The sequence below is a fragment of the Acinetobacter sp. ANC 3929 genome, from assembly GCF_000369405.1.
Taxonomy (GTDB): domain Bacteria; phylum Pseudomonadota; class Gammaproteobacteria; order Pseudomonadales; family Moraxellaceae; genus Acinetobacter.
Map to the genome: position 1 here is coordinate 385914 of NZ_KB849999.1, position 18591 is coordinate 404504.

The 18591-nt window shown below is 40.9% G+C and carries 10 protein-coding genes; 4 read left to right on the forward strand and 6 right to left on the reverse strand.

What is annotated here, in order from left to right:
- The 3 genes from F909_RS0120255 to F909_RS10905 all read left to right on the forward strand — a co-directional run.
- Positions 1-6396, forward strand: a 6396-nt coding sequence (locus F909_RS0120255) for a BapA/Bap/LapF family large adhesin (protein ID WP_005150373.1), incomplete at its 5' end; no start/stop codon positions are given.
- 114 nt (positions 6397-6510) lie between these two features.
- On the forward strand, positions 6511-8184 hold the full coding sequence (locus F909_RS10910; protein ID WP_005150374.1) for a glycoside hydrolase family protein: 1674 nt from the start codon (positions 6511-6513) through the stop codon (positions 8182-8184).
- Positions 8185-8194: 10 nt separating this feature from the next.
- Complete coding sequence (locus F909_RS10905) at positions 8195-9916, forward strand: CapA family protein (RefSeq protein ID WP_005150375.1); 1722 nt, start codon at positions 8195-8197, stop codon at positions 9914-9916.
- Here the strand turns inward: F909_RS10905 and F909_RS10900 are convergent.
- Positions 9913-10638: a zinc metalloprotease gene (locus F909_RS10900; RefSeq protein WP_005150377.1), complete on the reverse strand. Its 726-nt coding sequence runs from the start codon at positions 10636-10638 to the stop codon at positions 9913-9915. The two genes, F909_RS10905 and F909_RS10900, sit on opposite strands and share 4 nt — an antisense overlap.
- An 86-nt stretch (positions 10639-10724) precedes the next feature.
- Here F909_RS10900 and F909_RS10895 point away from each other — a divergent pair, with 86 nt between their 5' ends.
- On the forward strand, positions 10725-11045 hold the full coding sequence (locus F909_RS10895) for an MGMT family protein (RefSeq protein WP_005150383.1): 321 nt from the start codon (positions 10725-10727) through the stop codon (positions 11043-11045).
- An 82-nt stretch (positions 11046-11127) separates the two neighbouring features.
- Here F909_RS10895 and F909_RS10890 read toward each other — a convergent pair whose 3' ends face one another.
- The 5 genes from F909_RS10890 to carB all read right to left on the reverse strand — a co-directional run bounded on the left by F909_RS10890 (position 11128) and on the right by carB (position 18588).
- Positions 11128-11565, reverse strand: a complete 438-nt coding sequence (locus F909_RS10890; protein WP_005150390.1) for a universal stress protein — start codon at positions 11563-11565, stop codon at positions 11128-11130.
- Between the two features lie 236 nt (positions 11566-11801).
- The gene (locus F909_RS10885; protein WP_005150392.1) at positions 11802-12422 is read right to left on the reverse strand and encodes a CatB-related O-acetyltransferase; all 621 of its coding nucleotides are present in this window, start codon (positions 12420-12422) and stop codon (positions 11802-11804) included.
- A 226-nt stretch (positions 12423-12648) separates the two neighbouring features.
- Positions 12649-14580, reverse strand: coding sequence for an outer membrane protein assembly factor BamB family protein (locus F909_RS10880; RefSeq protein ID WP_005150394.1), 1932 nt, complete (start codon positions 14578-14580; stop codon positions 12649-12651).
- A gap of 206 nt (positions 14581-14786) precedes the next feature.
- Positions 14787-15263, reverse strand: coding sequence for a transcription elongation factor GreA (greA, locus tag F909_RS10875; RefSeq protein WP_005150395.1), 477 nt, complete (start codon positions 15261-15263; stop codon positions 14787-14789).
- A gap of 91 nt (positions 15264-15354) precedes the next feature.
- On the reverse strand, positions 15355-18588 hold the full coding sequence (gene carB, locus F909_RS10870; RefSeq protein ID WP_005150397.1) for a carbamoyl-phosphate synthase large subunit: 3234 nt from the start codon (positions 18586-18588) through the stop codon (positions 15355-15357).
- Between the last annotated feature and the right edge of the window lie 3 nt (positions 18589-18591).

Below are 18591 nucleotides of genomic sequence, written 5' to 3' on the forward strand. Positions count from 1 at the left end.
TGGACAGCAAGTGTGGCAGGTAGTGACTTGTTAATAGATGCTGACCACACTATCGATGCCAAAGCGACCTTCACCGATGCAGCGGGTAACAGCAGCAACGTGACTGATACCCAGGTGTATACAGTAGACATTACACCGCCGAATCCAGCAGGTGCAGTGATCAATATTAATGCGGTCACCGCAGACAATGTAGTGAATGCAGCTGAATCAGCAACCAATGTGACCATCACAGGAACCTTGACAGGTATTCCTGCGGATGCAGCAACGACTGTGGTGACCCTGTTGATTAACGGAGTGAGCTATACAGCGACGGTTGATCCTGTAACAGGTAACTGGACAGCAAGTGTGGCAGGTAGTGATTTGGTGGCGGATGGTGATAAAACCATTGAAGCCACAGCAACCTTCACCGATACAGCGGGTAACAGCAGCAATATTATTGATACTCAAGTGTATGCGGTGGATCTTACTCCGCCAGATACAACAGGCGCTGCTCTAAACATTAATGTGGTGACAGCAGACAATGTGATCAATGCAACTGAAGCAGCTGCGAATGTTACAGTCACTGGTACTTTGACTGGTATTCCTGCAGATGCAACTAGCACAACGGTCACCTTATTGATCAATGGTGTGCTTTATACCGCAATTGTAAATGCCGTAGCAGGTACATGGACGGCAAGTGTCGCGGGCAGTGACTTATTGGCAGATGCAGATAAGACCATTGCAGCAACGGCAACCTTTACCGATGCAGCAGGCAACAGCAGTACTCTGCTAGATACACAATTGTATGCTGTAGACATTACACCGCCAGATGCTTCAACAACAGGAATCACAATCAACCCGATTACCGGTGATAATGTTATTGATCTCACTGAAGCAGGTCTGAACCAAACTATCAGTGGTACGGTAACAGGTGAATACACTGTTGGTGATGCAGTCACCGTCAATGTAAATGGTGTTAACCTTTCAACGACGGTACAAGCGGGTGGAATCTGGAGTGTAACGGTTGCAGGTTCTGAACTGGTTGCAGATGCAGATAAAACCATTAATGTGTCGGTTAAAGCAACAGATGCAGCAGGTAATATTGGAACGATCAGCTCAAATGTCAGCTACATCGTAAATACAAGTACCATCATTGCGTACGACAACGTTGGCCATGCGGTATTGAGCCCACAACCTGCCTTAGTTCAAGATGATGTGAGTTTAGGCAGTGCATCATATCTGTTATTGACCTCATTAGCTGGAATTGATCTACAGCTTGGTGGGAACTCAATTGGCTTCAATGTCGCTGCTAATCATGAAGGTACGGTGACATTCCAATATAGTGGTTTAATCGATGTTGGTTTACTGTCCGACTATAAATTAGTAGTACAGAAATTTAATACGACAACGAATCAATGGGAATCTATCCATGGTGATAGTGATGCTTCACTTCTTAGCTTACATTTACTCGGACTTGGTATCGGAAATGTACCAGGTGTGGTACTTGAAGGCTTAGATGCGGGTCAATACCGTGGATTCTTAACTTACGATGGTTTATTAGGACTGGGTGTTCTCGGTACTTTATCTGCAACCATGGATGATTATGATCTGACTATCCCAGGTGGGTATGAAGTGGGCAATGCCGAAGGTAATGTGATTCTTGATCCAGATCCAACAGGTCATGTAGATCAAATCACACCAAACACTTATGTTTCTTCAGTCAATGGTCATCCGATTGATGCAAATGGTGAAACCTTCACGGGAACTTATGGAACAATTACTTTCCATCAAGATGGTAGTTATACCTATGTCCCATTCTCGAATGGTTCAGGTGTCGGTCATAACGATGTGTTCACTTATACCTTAACTGATTCAGTCACTGGCGCGACAACACAAGCCAATTTGACCATTGAGTTTGATACGATTCGCGCTGCGGACAATTTGGTTGAAGTCGAGATTAACCCTCAATATCAATTGGTGGGTACAGAAACTGATTCAGCGTTCTACGGTGTGTTGCTGAATGTTGGAAATCTGGTTGATTTACAACTTCTCACAGTGAATACGGTCGACTTTAACGTCGCTGCAGGACAAGAAGGGGTTGCAACATTTAGCTTCAACAGCTTGATCGGTGCTTCAGCACTCGGTAACTATAATGTTGTACTGCAAAAATACAATGAAGTGACAGGACAATGGGAAGCGGTGAACGGTACAGGTGATCGTTCATTACTCAACCTTACCTTGTTGGGAACAACACCAACCGCTCAAATTGCTGGATTGACAGAAGGCGAATATAGAGCATTCTTATCCTTCAACGGTGCGCTCGGTGGTGCGATTGGTGTGACCTTAAACGGTGAAGTTGACCTTTATAACCCAGCTGTTGTAACTGGATACGATGTTGTTGCGGCACATGGTAACTTGATCTCAGATCCAAATACCAATGGCGCAATTGATATCGCTACACCGAACAGTGTGATCAGTGAAATCAATGGTGTTGCAATAACGGCATCTCCAACCACGATTACAGGCACTTACGGTACCTTGGTCATCTATCCAAATGGTGACTATACCTATACACCAAACCCTGCAAGTGCAGGTTTAGGACAAGTGGATCAGTTCACTTATACCTTAAGAGATCCAGTATCTGGTACAACTTCACAAGCGACATTCTATGTTCACCTTGATAGTAAAGTTGTCGATATGAATTGGCCGGCTGATCCATCACAACCTGCAACTGTCAGCATCATTGCTGCAGACGATGCAGTGAATGCTGGAATCACCGCTCAACCTCATCTTATTGATGATGATCGAGCATTGGGCAGTGCAACTTATCTTGCATTGCTTTCATTGGCAGGTATCAACTTACAAGCACCTTTACCATTCGTGAACAGCACAGTGAACTTCAATGTGGCTGCGGGTGAGCAAGGAACAGCAACCTTCAAATACAGCAGTTTAATCAATGAAGGTGCACTGGGTGATTACCAACTTGTGCTCCAAAAATTCAATACGGTCACAGGTCGTTGGGAGTCTGTTACAGGTAGTAGTGAGGCATCCTTACTCAATCTTAGTATCTTAGGTATAGGCTTGAATGCTACACCTGGGGTTGTCATTGAAGGTCTGGAAGCAGGTCAATACCGTGCATTTATGACTTATAACGGTCTATACGGTAAGAGTATCTTAGGCACATTGTCAGGTACGATGGATGTCTATGACCCAACACTAGTGGATTATACGGGTGTTGCGACAGAAGGAAACGTGATTACTGGTTTAGGTGTTGGTACGCATGCTGATTCAGTCACAGGCTATACGGTGGTTGGTTCAGTAACATTCAATGGTGTAACCACTACTGTTGATCTTACCAATGGTGCAACCATTGTGGGTCAATACGGAACACTGAAAATATTTGCAAATGGTGATTACATCTATACACCAAATAATACCAATGCAAATATCGGTCTGGTTGATCACTTCACTTATACCTTATCAGATCCACTTGGCGGTAACCTTGCCAGTGCAAGCCTAGACTTCACAATTGGCAACAGTGCACCAGTGATTGCGGTAGACGATCTTGCGGTTGCGGAAATCAATCCTGAATATCTACAAATTGGCAATGATGTTGCGGTAGGCAGTCATGGTTATCTCGCATTGGTATCATTAACCAATAACTTTGATTTCCAACTGGGTTCAGCGGGTGTGAATTTCACACTATCAAACAGCACATTGAATGATGTTACGTTTAGCTACAGTGCATTGATTAGTGCGAGTCTGCTTGCTGACTATGTACTCGTGGTTCAAAAATTTGATACTGCGACAAATCAATGGGTTGCTGTACATGGAACAGGCAATGCAGATTTACTGAGCCTCGCAGCCTTTGGTGGTAATACCATCACATTAGATGGATTAGGTGCAGGACAATACAGAGCCTTTATGACCTATGCTGGCGGTGGCGTTGGCGTAAGTCTATTAGGTACACTTTCTGTTCAAAAAGATGTGTTTGATGCGACCAACATCACTGGATACAGCGTCCAAGCTGCGGAAGGTAATGTGATCCATGACATTGGCTTGAATGGACATGCTGATACTGCATCTGGATTCAGTAGCATTACAAGTGTGATCTTCAATGGCGTTAGCCATGCTGTGAACGCCACTGGTGTTACAACGATTGTCGGTGATCATGGTACATTATCGATTTACGCAAATGGTAACTACAGTTATCAACCAACAGCCAATCCAAATGGCTTAGGACAAGTTGATCAATTCACTTATACATTGACTGATGGTGTGAATAGTTCACAAGCAACCTTGTACTTCCATATTGATAGCGATGCTGTCGATATGACTTGGAATCCAACTGATCCATCACAACCTGCGAATATTATCGCGACACCTGTAGATGCACTGGATGATGTGGTCTCTGCTGGCATCGATATCGTTCCGCAAGGTCAACTTGGTGTAGCAGTTGGTTCAGCAACATACTTGTTGCTGGTTGGATTAACAGAGAACCTCAATGTTTCCTTGTTAGGCACGCCGAGTGTGAAATTTAATATTGCAGCTGGACATGGCGCGGATGTGACATTTGCTTACGCCCCAACTGTTTCACTATCTTTACTCAATGATTATAAAGTGGTGCTACAAGAAAAAGCTGCAGACGGAACTTGGCATAATATCAGCGGTGGTTCAAGTACCGGAATATTAAACATTGGATTGTTAGGTAGTGGTGGTATCGGGGTAACTGTTCCTGACTTGGGTCAAGGTGAGTACCGTGCATTCATGGTCTACACAGTCGTTGGTATCGGTATCTTAGGTACCATGAGTGTGGTTAAAGATGACTTTGACTACAGTGTGGCTCCAACCAATACCGCAGTTGTTGCAACAGGTAATGTGTTGGCTGATGACTCAATTACATTGACCACACATGTATCCACAGTGACTTCGGAAATTGTGGGTGCACCAGTCCAAACGATTGGCACAAATACAACGATTGTTGGTGCTTATGGTACCTTGGTGATTTCCGCAAATGGTCAATATACTTACACGCCAAATACAACTGACCTCAGTGCAATTGGCAAAGTAGATACATTTACCTATACGGTTCGTGATGTACTTACTGGCGCAACCGATACAGCGAAATTGCATATCCAAGTGGGTTCACCAGATGTCAAAGTGGTTTGGGATACTGCCAACCCTGCGAATGATGGCACCATTGATATCGTTGCCAATGCAGATAATGTTACTGCAACGACAGACTTCTCGAATAGCAAAGATGCAGCAGTTGATGTACTGAGTCCTGATATTACGATTAATGGTCTTGGCTCAACTACGGTTAACTCTAGTACCTTCACTATTGCAGCAGGAACAGTGGGTAGTATCGATCTCGCGGCTGTTTATAAAGTTCAACCATTGGTTGGGCTATTACCAACAGTGAGTTATGTGATCCAGATATGGAATGCAGCAACCAGTCAATGGGTTGATACGGTCTATAAAGGGTCTCAAACAGCTTTAGGTAATTTAGCGACGCTTCAAGTTGGTAGTGTGGCTTTCCAAGATACTGTAGAGAATCTTGCTGCTGGCTTATACCGAGTTCATTACGGATTACAAGGAGTCTCAGTTGGAACCACAACGTTAGACACAAGCGTTACAACAACCACAGTTCATTTGAATCAATATAGTTCAGATTGGATCAACGGTAATGTATTGCTTGGAGACACAATTGGTGGAGTAGCAGATACAGGTCTTCTTTCTCATGAAGGTTATAAACTTCAAGTGTGGAACAGTGTTTCAGGTTCATATGTGGATGCATTAGGACAAACGATTAATACCGGAAACGGTGTGTTAATCATGCAGTCAAATGGTGAGTATGAATATCGTCCAAATGATGTCAATGTGACAACGCATTTAACATCTACAGACAGTATTGAATACAAAATCATTTCTGCAACCGGTGTTGAATCAACTGCAACCTTGAATATTAACTTGACGCATCCTGATTACAACTTGCTTTATTCGAGTACCAGTGGCAATGATACATTTACCAGCGCGATTGTCGGCAGTGGCTCAGATACCTTAATTTATCAAATACTGAATGGTACTGCGGCAACAGCGGGTAATGGCGCAAATACAGGCGGTAATGGTGCTGATCATTGGAATGGCTTCGTGGTCGGAAACACTGATACACATGCCGTTAACTATAATGATCAAGCCGATAAAATTGATATCCGTCATCTTTTAGATGGAGATCAAACAGATGGTAATATCGCTGAATATCTCCGTGTAACTAACGTAGGTGGTAATACGGTGATTGGTATAGACCGTAATGGAGCAACTCCAATTCTTGGAAGTAACTATACTGACTTGATTACTTTAGATGGTGTTACAACGAACTTAACTACCTTGTTAAATAACCATCAAATCCTTTACTAATCCAAATCCTTAACTCAAAAAGAGAACCTTCGGGTTCTCTTTTTCATTTTGCGAAGATCATAAAAATATGTGGTATCGTATTTAAAACACTTAAAAATTCTAAAAATTGAAGCTATGACCATTACAACGATTTCAGCATTCGAGCAATTCAAACAACAACTCAGTGATCATTTTTTTAAACAGGTTCAGCAACATATTGATGTGTCTAACGCTGTTATCTTTTGTTCCTACGGAGAACAAACACAACGTTGCCAAGTCTGGAATTCATCTTGTTCAGACTTTTCTAGCAGTAAGCAGGAATTTTTTGATTTTCTGGCGTATCAATTTACTCTGCAGCCAGAGTTTACGACACTGATTAAAATTGATGTCGCCTTCAATATTCAAAAAGTAAAATGGCAGGATATTGAACAGACTTTAAAGAATCAACTGCATAATAATCATTATCGCAAAGGGATCAGTTTCGATGCCGATTTTAAGCAGTGTTTTTTGGAGCAGGAGCTATACGGTAAGGCGATTATTCGTGCACTCAGCTATAACACACCTAACTTTGTTGATGAAAAGAACTTAAATAGCAGCCTTTTAAAAAAGTATCCAAATCAGCATTGCATGATAAAAACTGAAAACCTTGAACAGGTATGGACTTTTGATACTTTAGCTGTGATTTATGAGGATCGACAGTTGATTCCACTACACAGTCTGTTTAGTGCAAATGGGGTACGTTATCTGCTTGAACCGAAAAAAAAGCATTTCAAAAAAATGATCGAAGCAAATGCTGAATTCCTATCACGGCAAATACACACGGATGGACGTTTTGCCTATGGTTTTTTCCCTGCTTATGATCGTGAAATTCGTAGCTATAACACGGTCCGGCATTGCACTTCAATCTATGCATTAATTGAAGCTTTAGCGATTCAATCGCATCAGGCTGATATCAAAAAAATTCAATCTGCCATTGATTATGCACTACGGCATTTTTATATCGAAAAACAGGCTGAACTGAGTTATATGCTGGATGGCGATGAAGCTAAAGGGCTAGATGAAATTAAGCTGGGTGCCAATGCTGCAGCGATTTTAATGTTGAGCAAATATCAAGAAATGACAGGAGATAATCGCTATCTTGCTTATGCTCGGCATCTGGCGAATGGTATTTTGTCGATGGTCAATGAGGCTGGCGAAACCACACATGTTCTGCATTACCCTGGTTATGAGGTAAAAGAGAAGTTCCGCATTATTTATTATGATGGCGAAGCCGCATTGGCATTATTACGGCTCTATCAATTGCATGCAGACGAAAAATTACTACAAACCGTCAAACAGATGTTTGAACGTTTTATGACACAAAAATATGATCGTTATCATGATCATTGGCTCAGTTATTGTACCAATGAACTGACAAAAATTTGCCCAGAAGAAAAATATTTCCAGTTTGGACTAAATAATTATTTAAAACATATGGTTTTTATCCGTAACCGAAAAACAGTCTATGCCACTTTGTTGGAAATGATGATGGCAGCCTATCAAATGGTTTGTCGAATTCGAGTGCTTGGTTTGGATCAACTTTTTGAAAAAGCACAATTTGAAGAGTTAAAAAAACTGATTGAGTATCGGACCGAATTTCAACGGACAGGATTTTTCTATCCAGAAGTGGCGATGTATATGGCCCGACCAGATAAAATTTTAAATGCTTTTTATGTGCGGCATGATCGTTTTCGTGTACGGATTGATGATCAAGAACATAATCTCTCAGGTTATATTGCTTATGTTCAGCACTTCGAAACTGAAGCCTAAGGAGGAATAAATGAGTCTTCCTCAAGAAATCAAAATCATCAGCCAGATTGGCAATCAAAACTTTCAGCATCCCGTCTGGCAAACTGAAATAGCAGGGGATTGTTCGTATTTGATTTTATTACTTCTTAGTTTAGAACGTATTGCCGATGGATCGTCGCAATTCGATGATATGGTGACTCATCATGTTCTCGCAAGAAAGGGATCGAATCCTGTCTTTGAAGATCACTATTCTATTCTAGAATTATTGCAAGCTTTAACCTTTACTCAAACTCAGGAGACTCAACAGCTTCTCGGCTGCCATTTATTTGGAAATTGGCAACAGGCACAACATGAAGTTGCTCAAGAAGCACAACAGTTTGATTTAAAAATTTATTCTGCCGATAAAAATGTTAAAAACACGCTCCAAAATATTTATCGTTTGGCTGAACGTATTTTTAGCTTACCCATTGAGTTATTGAATCAAGTCTTTGTAAAAGCATTGAATATCAATGGAAAGAAGATTGCTCCAATCCGTTCATTATGGACATGTAGGCAGTTGGATGCTGTACTTTATCTGACCGATCAAACACAAGATTTTTACTTTTCTTATCGACATCATAACCAGAGCATAGGCATTTTCCACTTATTGGATCATATGCATCGGATTGATCATTTAGTGCCGTATTCTCATTATTTTCAGCAGGGTTTATTGCCTGCAAAACAGATTCAAGCCAAAAGTGAGTGGGTCAGTATTATTGGCGATACTTATTTTGGTGAATTTTATACCGCCAAAAGAACACAACAAGGGATCGACGATGCTTTACAGCGTTATGGCTATCAACATTCGTTTGAAGGCATCAAACAGTTTTTTGGTCCAGATGATATCAATATTGCCAATCTAGAGGCAGTTTTTAATCTTGATGAAGACTCAATTTTAGAAGGGAAAAAAGCTTATATTCTTGGTGCACGGTCTGAGCCAACCTTGGCAGAATTTAAACGTAGGCATATCAATACGCTGTGTTTGGCCAATAATCATTTAAAAGACTATGGTGACGCAAGCCTCAAACATACTTTGGAATTGCTAGAGCAAGCAGAGATTAATTTTATCGGGGCGGGGACTGATCAGCAGCAAGCACATCAATACCTAGAAATTCAAACTGATGGGCAGCGTGTGGCAATTTTCAATGGTTATTGGCATCGGGCAATCGCTTATCAAGATTACGATTTTTACGCTCTTGGCAATAGTTCTGGAGTGGCTTGTCTCAATGCGATTTTATTCGAACAAATCATGCAATATCGTGTCAAGCATCCACAGCATAAGATCATTGTCATTGGTCATTGGGGCGTTGATTTTAAATCGATACATCCAGAGCAAGAAAAACTTGCCAAGATACTGACTCAAATCGGGGCAGATCTCGTCATTGGACATGGCGCACATACCATTCAGCCAATACGATCTATTCATCAAAAACCTGTCATTTTCGGCATAGGAAATGGCGTATTTAACAGTAATGGCAATTTTGAAAACTATCAGGCCCTGCCTTATGGGGGAATTATTCGACTCAATTTAAAACAATCTCGATTACGGTTTTATCCAATTTATACTCATAACCGTAAAACCTTTTGGCAACCTCGTCCCGTCGATGAGATACAATTCGAACAAGCTCAATCTGTTTTGACCAGTCAGTTCGATCAAGCCAATTACACGCTAGGGCAGGACCATCTAGGCCATTATATTCAGCTTGATTTTTAAGGATATTGGTTATAATTGTTGAGCATAATATTGAGCTGTTCACGGGTAAAACCAAGGTTGCGTAAGCCACCACTGCCCAAACGACAGTCGTAACTGCTCATGATATTGGTCGGTGTCGTTTTGGTCGCTTTGGGTGAGCACACATGACCTAAGCCGAAAGCATGTCCCATTTCATGGACGCTGGCGGCTTGGGTTTGATAATTCAGTCGTTCCCAATCAATCAAAATAAACGGTTGACCTTGATTGCGGAATCCCCAACTGGTGATATCTGCATATTTCAATTTTTCGCTATAAGAGTCATAAATAATAAACAGTACTTCCTTGCTTTTTCTGCGTGGAAAACAGCTTTTAACAGCAGCTGGAAGATTGTCAGGAATCAGTGCTGTCGGTTGATTTAACTGATTTGCAAGATCACATTTACGTTTATTAAAGTCTTGATATGAATAGTATCGGTGGATTTTAAACTTAAAGATTTTTTGATTATTTTCATCGACAAAATATCGATTCAATATCGCCAGTTCTTTATAGATCTGTGTTTTGTTATCCAGTGCTTTAATTTCAGGGCGATTGCTGGTCACAATAAAACTGACATTGACCACAGGTAAATCATTGGCATCTAGAGGATACTGATAGGGGGGCATTTTGACAGGTGCTTTTTGAGTAGTACAAGATGCACTGAAGATCAGACATAATAGGGTCAGGGCCGTAATTTTTAACCGCATTTTGTTCTCTCAAGTTATTGCGTTTTAATTATTGTGGCTAGCTTTTCGCATGATTTTGATCATCTTAGCAGATTTTTGGAGCTTGTATGGTGCAAGATACCAATGAACTACATCGACAGATTTTAGAAGTGATTGCCTTAATTCCCTATGGAAAAGTGGCAAGTTATGGACAAATTGCCAAGCTGGTGGGTTTGCCTAAACATGCACGTCTAGTCGGCTATGTACTCAAGCATTTAGATATCGAAAGTACCATTCCTTGGTATCGTGTCATTAATTCTCAAGGCAAGATTAGCGTGACTCGAATCAATGAGCGCGGTGAAAATATTCAGCAGAATTTGTTGGAGCAAGAGGGAATCTATTTATTAAATGGCAAGGTCAGTTTAAAAATCTTTGGCTGGCAGCCTTAACTCGGATGTGAGCTTAGAACGCATAATCTGTTATTGCAGAATTCAGCAAATATAGATTATACGTTCTGAGACTTTTAATGATTCAGCGAACAATTAATACAGGAATATGGCTCTCTGCCAAAACTTTCTGCGCTACGCTACCCAGTACAAATTGTTTAAAGCCTGTACGTCCATGTGAACCCATAATAATCAAATCTACCCCAATGTTTTGGGCCGCACCAATAATTTCCTGATGCACTGAAAAGCCTTCCAAGACTTGAGTTGCGACAGTGAGTCCAAGCTCTTCAAACTTTTGTTCAGCCTTAGTTAAATTATCTTGAACATAGCCTCGGACACGTTCAATCAGTTCATTGCTTTGCCCCATACGAACATAGGCATCGGCAAGATAGGGATCTAAAGTCATCACTTCAACCACAGTGATTTCACTATTTAACGCTTTTGCGAGTTGGGCTGCTTCCCGAATGACATTCGCAGCAATTTTAGAGTCATCGATCGCCACTAAGATTTTTTGATAAGCCATGTGCGTTACTCCTTATACTTATGATTTTGCATTGAATTCAGTATTTAAAAATTGTTTAAATTACAAGCTCTATGGTTATAGTAAACCTGTTGGAGGATAAATAAAACCTAGCATTTTTATAGGGATAGTTATTATTTATAGCAGTATGGTTAAGCGCAGGTTTTATTTAAATTACATGAAATTTCCATGAAAAAGGAACATAGGTATAACTCTGATTTATCTATAAAAAAGTTAGATTAACTTTCCTTGAAGTATTGGATAAGGGCTTCTACATCATCCGTCTGTAACTGTTCCCGCATTTTTAAAATCTGCTTTTCATCTAAGTCATAAAGTTTAAGAGCAAGCAGTTTATTAATATCTTGTTCAGAGAAACGGTATTTAATGACTTTGGCAGGCACGCCACCGACAATTGCATAAGGTGGTACATCTTGCGTGACCACAGCACCAGTTGCCACGACTGCACCTTCACCCAGTTTTACCCCTTGCATGATCATGGCACGACTACCAATCCAGCAACCATCTGCAATTACTGTGTCGCCCGCAGGTAGAAAGCTGCGGGTATCAAAAGGGAAGGTCGAGATCCAGTCAGGACGGTGCAGTTGATTACCACCCATCATAATCACGCATTCGGCACCAAAGCAGACAAAGTTGCCAATATGGAGTTGATCAATGGGTTTTTCTGCTGTTGAAGCTTTATCATGTAGATAACGCACAACACAGCGTTCAAAGCCCTGATCCCAGTAAGCTGAATAATAAGAGTAGTTGCCTTTGATATGGATATTCGGATTTTTCACCGTTTTAGCAATAAACTCAAACTCGCACCAATGTTTGACAGGGGAGTTGATCAATGAATCCATATGAAATCCAAAATGAATACAGATATATTGTACTAGGGTGAAGAAATTACGTTTATTTAGTCCTAATACTACTAGGTATCAGGACTAAATATTTACACAGTTTTATTTGCAGTCTAATTATTGAGACCAAATGAAATAAAATGAGCATATCTGGATACACTCATTTTTTTCACGCACAGATATTAGCATGAAGAGTTATTTTTATTTTAGATAATATGAAAATACATTACTTCAGATTGATTGCATAGATCGTGGATGCATTACTAACTAAGAGTACCCCATTTGATGTAATGGCAAGATTCCCAGTTTTTTTGAAGTACCATACTGGAACATGTGTGGTTTTATCAATTGCATAGGTTCCAGCATTTGTTACTACAAAAATAAGATTGGCTGTCACAACTATATTACCTATAAATTGTGTTGTTGATGCATCGTCAGGCAGCCAACTCCAAATAAGCTTGCCATCAACTTCATTTCGCGCTTCTAAACGAAATGGAGAAGCATTGGTGACATAGACAACTTTATTTGCAACAGCGGGGGTGCTTTTAAATTTACCACTAATTGTCCAATTTACATTTCGTTGAGTGATGTTATAACTCAGAAGACTATTATTATTATTTTCTGTACCATTGACAACAAGTACATCACCAAGACTACCGATGACAGGTGCACTATTTATACTATATCCATTCCACTTAAATGTTGAGTCTGGAATTTCAAAGACTTTATGACCATCTTTCGCACTTAAGACACTAAACATATTGCCTGTATAGGCATATACATAATTCGCATCTACCGCTGGAGTCCACATATCATATTGATTTAATACTTGAAACCAAGAGTCTGTGCCATCTGAAATATTGAAGCTATTAACACCACCATTATAACCACCATTGGTATAGACCTTACCATTTTTTATAGTCGGTGCAAGATAATGTTCCCATTGAGAATCAAAGGGGGTTTTTATAAGTTTAGCTCCAGTTGCGGCATCAAATTGCCACATTGCTGTATCTCCATGACCAGAAGATGCTACAAAAACTTTACCATTAGACACGGATGGAGGACTAACTGCAAAGATACTTCCAAAGTTTTGAGTCCATGCCGTGCTCGCATCACTTTCGTTAATTGAATATAGTTTTGAATCTGCAAAAAAACCAGTGGTTGTAACAAACATTTTACCCTGATTAGAGCTAATAGTACTCAAGTCCTGTGCATCTGTTGATGGTTTGACCCAGCTCCATCGACGGGTAATCTTTTTAGGGTCAATAGTGATAGGAACATAGCCAGTATGGGCAGCATTACCTTGGAACATTTCCCAGCCACTAACTCCAGTAACTGGCGTTAATGCTGTTAGATTTACGATAGGTTTAATCTTAATTGTATAAGGAATTTTTTGAGGAGAGCCTGCATAGGTTTTAGAACAACTTTCATCTACACATAAAGAGACATTTACAGTACCAGTATGTGTGCCGACCGCTAGATCACTAGGTACGGTTAGTTCTAAATTGTATTTTTTTGCATCAGTTTGGCTGAATGATTGCGTAAAATGGATATCACCAGATGTTGTAACTTTAGGTAAGACATTTGTAATTCTGTCTGTAACTTGAATTTGTATGACCGATTTTGAGCTATCGTCTACATCTTGTTCAAGTGTAATTGCGGCAGGACTCGTGCTAAAACTAGCAGGAGGTGGCGTGACTGTAAAAGAATATGGGGCTTTTACAGGTGATCCTGGATATTGTTGTTTACACGCACTATCACGGCATAACATAATATCTAGAGTGCCAGTATGTTTTCCTAATGCTAATGATGCTTTGGTGGTCATTCTCACATTATATAAATTAGAACTTTCTGATGAAACCATGATGCTTGGTTCTATCATGCCAGAAGAATCAAGGACCAATACATACACAGATCCATTGACTATTGTTGTATTTACAGTTGCTTTTAGATTTAATTCTTGGGATTCACCTGCGTACAGTGTTTGATTTAGAGTGGTTGGTGTAAGTAATAACGCAGGTGTAGTAGGCGTCGTCGGTGTAGTGGGGGTTGTTGGTGTAGATGAGTTATTATTATCTCCGCTACTACTGCCACCACCACAAGCAACCAATGCCAAAGAAATTGCACTAATGAGTGCAAAACGATTTGTTATGTACATTATTCTCTCTTTTTTTACAAAAATAAACCAATTTGTAATTGTATATAATCTTTGATTTTTAACCTAGTGAATTGTCACTAAAATTTTCTTATTCTATTATTGTGTAGTAGCCGTATAACGTAATATCCCTAATGAAAAAATTGGATGCCTGAAACAAAAGAACTCTTCAATTGATGAAGAGTTCTTTACTCACTTAGTCGAGTGGATTAGATGTATTCCACACTCACGATTTCGTATTCAACTTCACCTTGTGGTGTTTGAATTTTTGCTTCGTCGCCTTCACTTTTACCTAAAAGACCACGTGCGATCGGGGAGTTTACTGAGATTTTATTAATTTTAAAATCTGCTTCGTCATCGCCTACGATTTTATAAGTCTTACGTTCTTCGGTATCCAGGTTTTCAATGGTGACAGTCACGCCAAACACAACACGACCATTTTGCTCGAGTGTTTTAACATCAATTTCTTGAACTGCACCAAGTTTACCTTCGATATCCTGAATACGGCCTTCACAGAAACCTTGCTGTTCACGCGCAGCATGATATTCAGCATTTTCCTTTAAATCACCGTGCTCACGTGCTTCAGCAATCGCTTGAATAATACGTGGGCGATCAACTGTTTTGAGCTGTTGTAATTCTTTCTCTAAGGCAACCTTGCCTTCGGGAGTCATAGGATAACGTTGCATTTCAGTCCCTCTAAATTGGTTGGGAAAATACAGGATTAAAAAAAGAAAAAGCCCGCCACCGATAAGGTGACGGGACTTTATCGGTAGAGAATTAACCTACAGTTTGTAAATCTTGCAAGCGGTATACATCCATTGGCAATTTCACAGCAAATGCTTGGCAAACTGCTTCTGCACCGTTAATTGTCGTAGTGTAATACACCTTGCCTTGCAGGGCAGCACGACGAATCATGGCAGAGTCATACTGAGCTTGTTTGCCTTCAGTTGTGTTGACAATAAGATGAATTTCACCATTTTTCAAGCGGTCAACAATATGTGGGCGACCTTCGGTCACTTTATTGACTGCTTCACATTCAATCCCTGCTTCTTTCAGAACACGATGTGTGCCATTGGTTGCAACAAGCTTAAAGCCATAAGCGATTAACTGTTTTGCAATGTCGGCAATGTATTTCTTATCTGATTCACGAACAGATAGGAATGCATGTTTCACTTCGTCTTCGGTTGGTAAGCCCGGTAAACGTTCATTTGAACCAAGCACTGCTTTGTAGAATGCTTCACCAAATGTTTTACCAACGCCCATCACTTCACCTGTAGATTTCATCTCAGGCCCAAGCATTGGGTCTACGCCAGGGAATTTAGCGAATGGGAATACCGCTTCTTTAACAGCAAAATGTGTTGGAATGATTTCTTTGGTGAAACCTTGTGATTCCAAAGATTGGCCAGCCATACAACGTGCAGCAACTTTTGCTAAAGAATCACCAATACATTTAGATACGAAAGGAACGGTACGTGATGCACGTGGGTTCACTTCAAGAATATAAATGTCATCGCCTTTTACCGCAAACTGCACGTTCATCAAACCGATTACGCCAAGCTCTTTTGCCATTGCAACCGTTTGACGACGCATTTCATCCTGTACTTCTTGAGAAAGAGAGTAAGGAGGAATTGAACATGCCGAGTCACCTGAGTGAATACCTGCTTGTTCAATGTGCTGCATGATACCGCCGATCACAACATCTTTACCGTCAGATACGCAGTCCACGTCAACTTCAGTTGCATCGTCAAGGAAACGGTCAAGCAGGACAGGGGCTTCATTCGATGCTTGTACTGCTTCACGAAGGTAACGTTTCAGTTCTTCTTCGTTATACACGATTTCCATTGCACGACCACCCAATACATATGATGGACGAACAACCAGTGGATAGCCTACTTTCGCTGCTTCAGAAATACCTTCTTCAGCAGATTTTACAATGCTGTTGTTCGGTTGACGAAGCTGTAGACGTTGAATCATTTGTTGGAAACGTTCACGGTCTTCTGCACGGTCAATTGCATCAGGAGATGTACCAATGATTGGTGTACCTGCTTCTTCCAAAGCACGCGCCAATTTCAAAGGAGTTTGACCACCGTACTGTACGATCACGCCTTTAGGCTTCTCGGTACGTACGATTTCAAGTACATCTTCAAGTGTTACTGGTTCGAAGTATAAACGGTCAGATGTATCATAATCGGTTGAAACAGTTTCAGGGTTACAGTTCACCATGATGGTTTCATAACCGTCTTCACGCATTGCAAGCGCAGCGTGTACACAGCAGTAGTCAAACTCGATCCCTTGACCAATACGGTTAGGACCACCACCAATGACCATGATCTTGTCGCGGTTTGATGGATTAGCTTCACATTCTTCATCGTAAGTTGAGTACATGTAAGCAGTACCAGATTCAAACTCTGCTGCACAGGTATCAACACGTTTGTAAACTGGATATACACCCAAGTTCCAACGTTGTTTACGGAATTGCTTTTGTGAAATACCCATCAAGTCAGCAATACGAAGGTCAGATAAACCTTTGCGCTTGAATGAACGGATATTGTCAGCGTTTAGGTCACCAAAACCTAATGCTTTCACTTGTGCTTCAGTTTTAATAATGTCTTCGATTTGGATCAAGAACCAACGGTCGATCTTGGTTGCTTCAAAGACGTCATCTAAAGTGAACCCATGACGGAATGCATCAGCAACGTACCAGATACGCTCTGGACCAGGAACTTTAAGCTCTTTTAAAATGATGTCTTTGGCATTGGCAGTACCAGCTTCAACTTTCTCGTCAAAGCCACTGACACCCACTTCAAGACCACGAAGTGCTTTTTGTACAGATTCTTGGAAGTTACGACCAATCGCCATGACTTCGCCCACAGATTTCATCTGAGTCGTCAATACAGGCTCAGCTTGTGGGAATTTTTCGAAGTTGAAACGTGGAATTTTAGTAACAACATAGTCAATCGATGGTTCGAAAGATGCAGGTGTAATACCGCCAGTGATGTCATTTTTCAATTCATCAAGGGTATAACCTACAGCAAGTTTCGCTGCGATTTTAGCAATCGGGAAACCTGTTGCCTTAGATGCAAGTGCAGATGAACGAGATACGCGAGGGTTCATCTCGATCACAACCATACGACCATCTTTCGGGTTAATACCGAATTGAACGTTCGAACCACCAGTCTCTACACCAATTTCACGAAGAACTGCAACCGATGCATTACGCATCAATTGATATTCTTTGTCTGTCAATGTTTGAGCAGGCGCAACAGTGATTGAGTCACCTGTGTGTACGCCCATTGGGTCAAAGTTTTCGATCGCACAGACGATGATACAGTTGTCGTTTTTGTCACGAACAACTTCCATCTCGTATTCTTTCCAACCAATCAGTGATTCATCAATCAATAATTGTTTGGTTGGAGAAAGATCGAAACCACGTTCACAGATTTCAAGGAATTCTTCGCGGTTATAGGCAATACCACCACCTGAGCCACCCATCGTGAATGATGGACGGATGATGACTGGGAAACCAAAGCCTGCTTGAATTGCCAAAGCCTCTTCCATTGTTTCAGCAATGGCCGCTTTTGGACACTCCAAACCAATTTTACGCATCGCGATATCAAACAGTTTACGATCTTCTGCTTTTTCAATCGCTTCTTTTGATGCGCCAATCAGTTCTACATTATATTTTTCAAGAACGCCGTGCTCGTCTAAAGCAAGGGCACAGTTCAATGCAGTTTGGCCACCCATGGTTGGAAGGACTGCATCTGGACGTTCTTTTTCAATGATTTGTGCAACTGTCTGCCAAGTGATTGGCTCGATATATGTTGCATCAGCCATTGCAGGGTCAGTCATAATGGTCGCTGGATTAGAGTTCACCAAAATAACGCGATAACCTTCTTCACGAAGCGCTTTACATGCTTGCGCACCTGAATAGTCAAATTCGCAGGCTTGACCAATGACAATAGGACCAGCACCAATAATTAAGATGCTTTTAATATCCGTACGTTTAGGCATTAT

What these genes read in the sequence shown, in the direction of transcription:
- F909_RS10895 (WP_005150383.1), top strand. Translation starts at nt 10,725, where the DNA reads ATGGTGCAAGATACCAATGAACTACATCGACAGATTTTAGAAGTGATT.
- F909_RS10885 (WP_005150392.1), bottom strand. Translation starts at nt 12,422, where the DNA reads ATGGATTCATTGATCAACTCCCCTGTCAAACATTGGTGCGAGTTTGAG.
- F909_RS10905 (WP_005150375.1), top strand. Translation starts at nt 8,195, where the DNA reads ATGAGTCTTCCTCAAGAAATCAAAATCATCAGCCAGATTGGCAATCAA.
- F909_RS10910 (WP_005150374.1), top strand. Translation starts at nt 6,511, where the DNA reads ATGACCATTACAACGATTTCAGCATTCGAGCAATTCAAACAACAACTC.
- F909_RS10880 (WP_005150394.1), bottom strand. Translation starts at nt 14,580, where the DNA reads ATGTACATAACAAATCGTTTTGCACTCATTAGTGCAATTTCTTTGGCA.
- F909_RS10890 (WP_005150390.1), bottom strand. Translation starts at nt 11,565, where the DNA reads ATGGCTTATCAAAAAATCTTAGTGGCGATCGATGACTCTAAAATTGCT.
- F909_RS10900 (WP_005150377.1), bottom strand. Translation starts at nt 10,638, where the DNA reads ATGCGGTTAAAAATTACGGCCCTGACCCTATTATGTCTGATCTTCAGT.
- greA (WP_005150395.1), bottom strand. Translation starts at nt 15,263, where the DNA reads ATGCAACGTTATCCTATGACTCCCGAAGGCAAGGTTGCCTTAGAGAAA.
- carB (WP_005150397.1), bottom strand. Translation starts at nt 18,588, where the DNA reads ATGCCTAAACGTACGGATATTAAAAGCATCTTAATTATTGGTGCTGGT.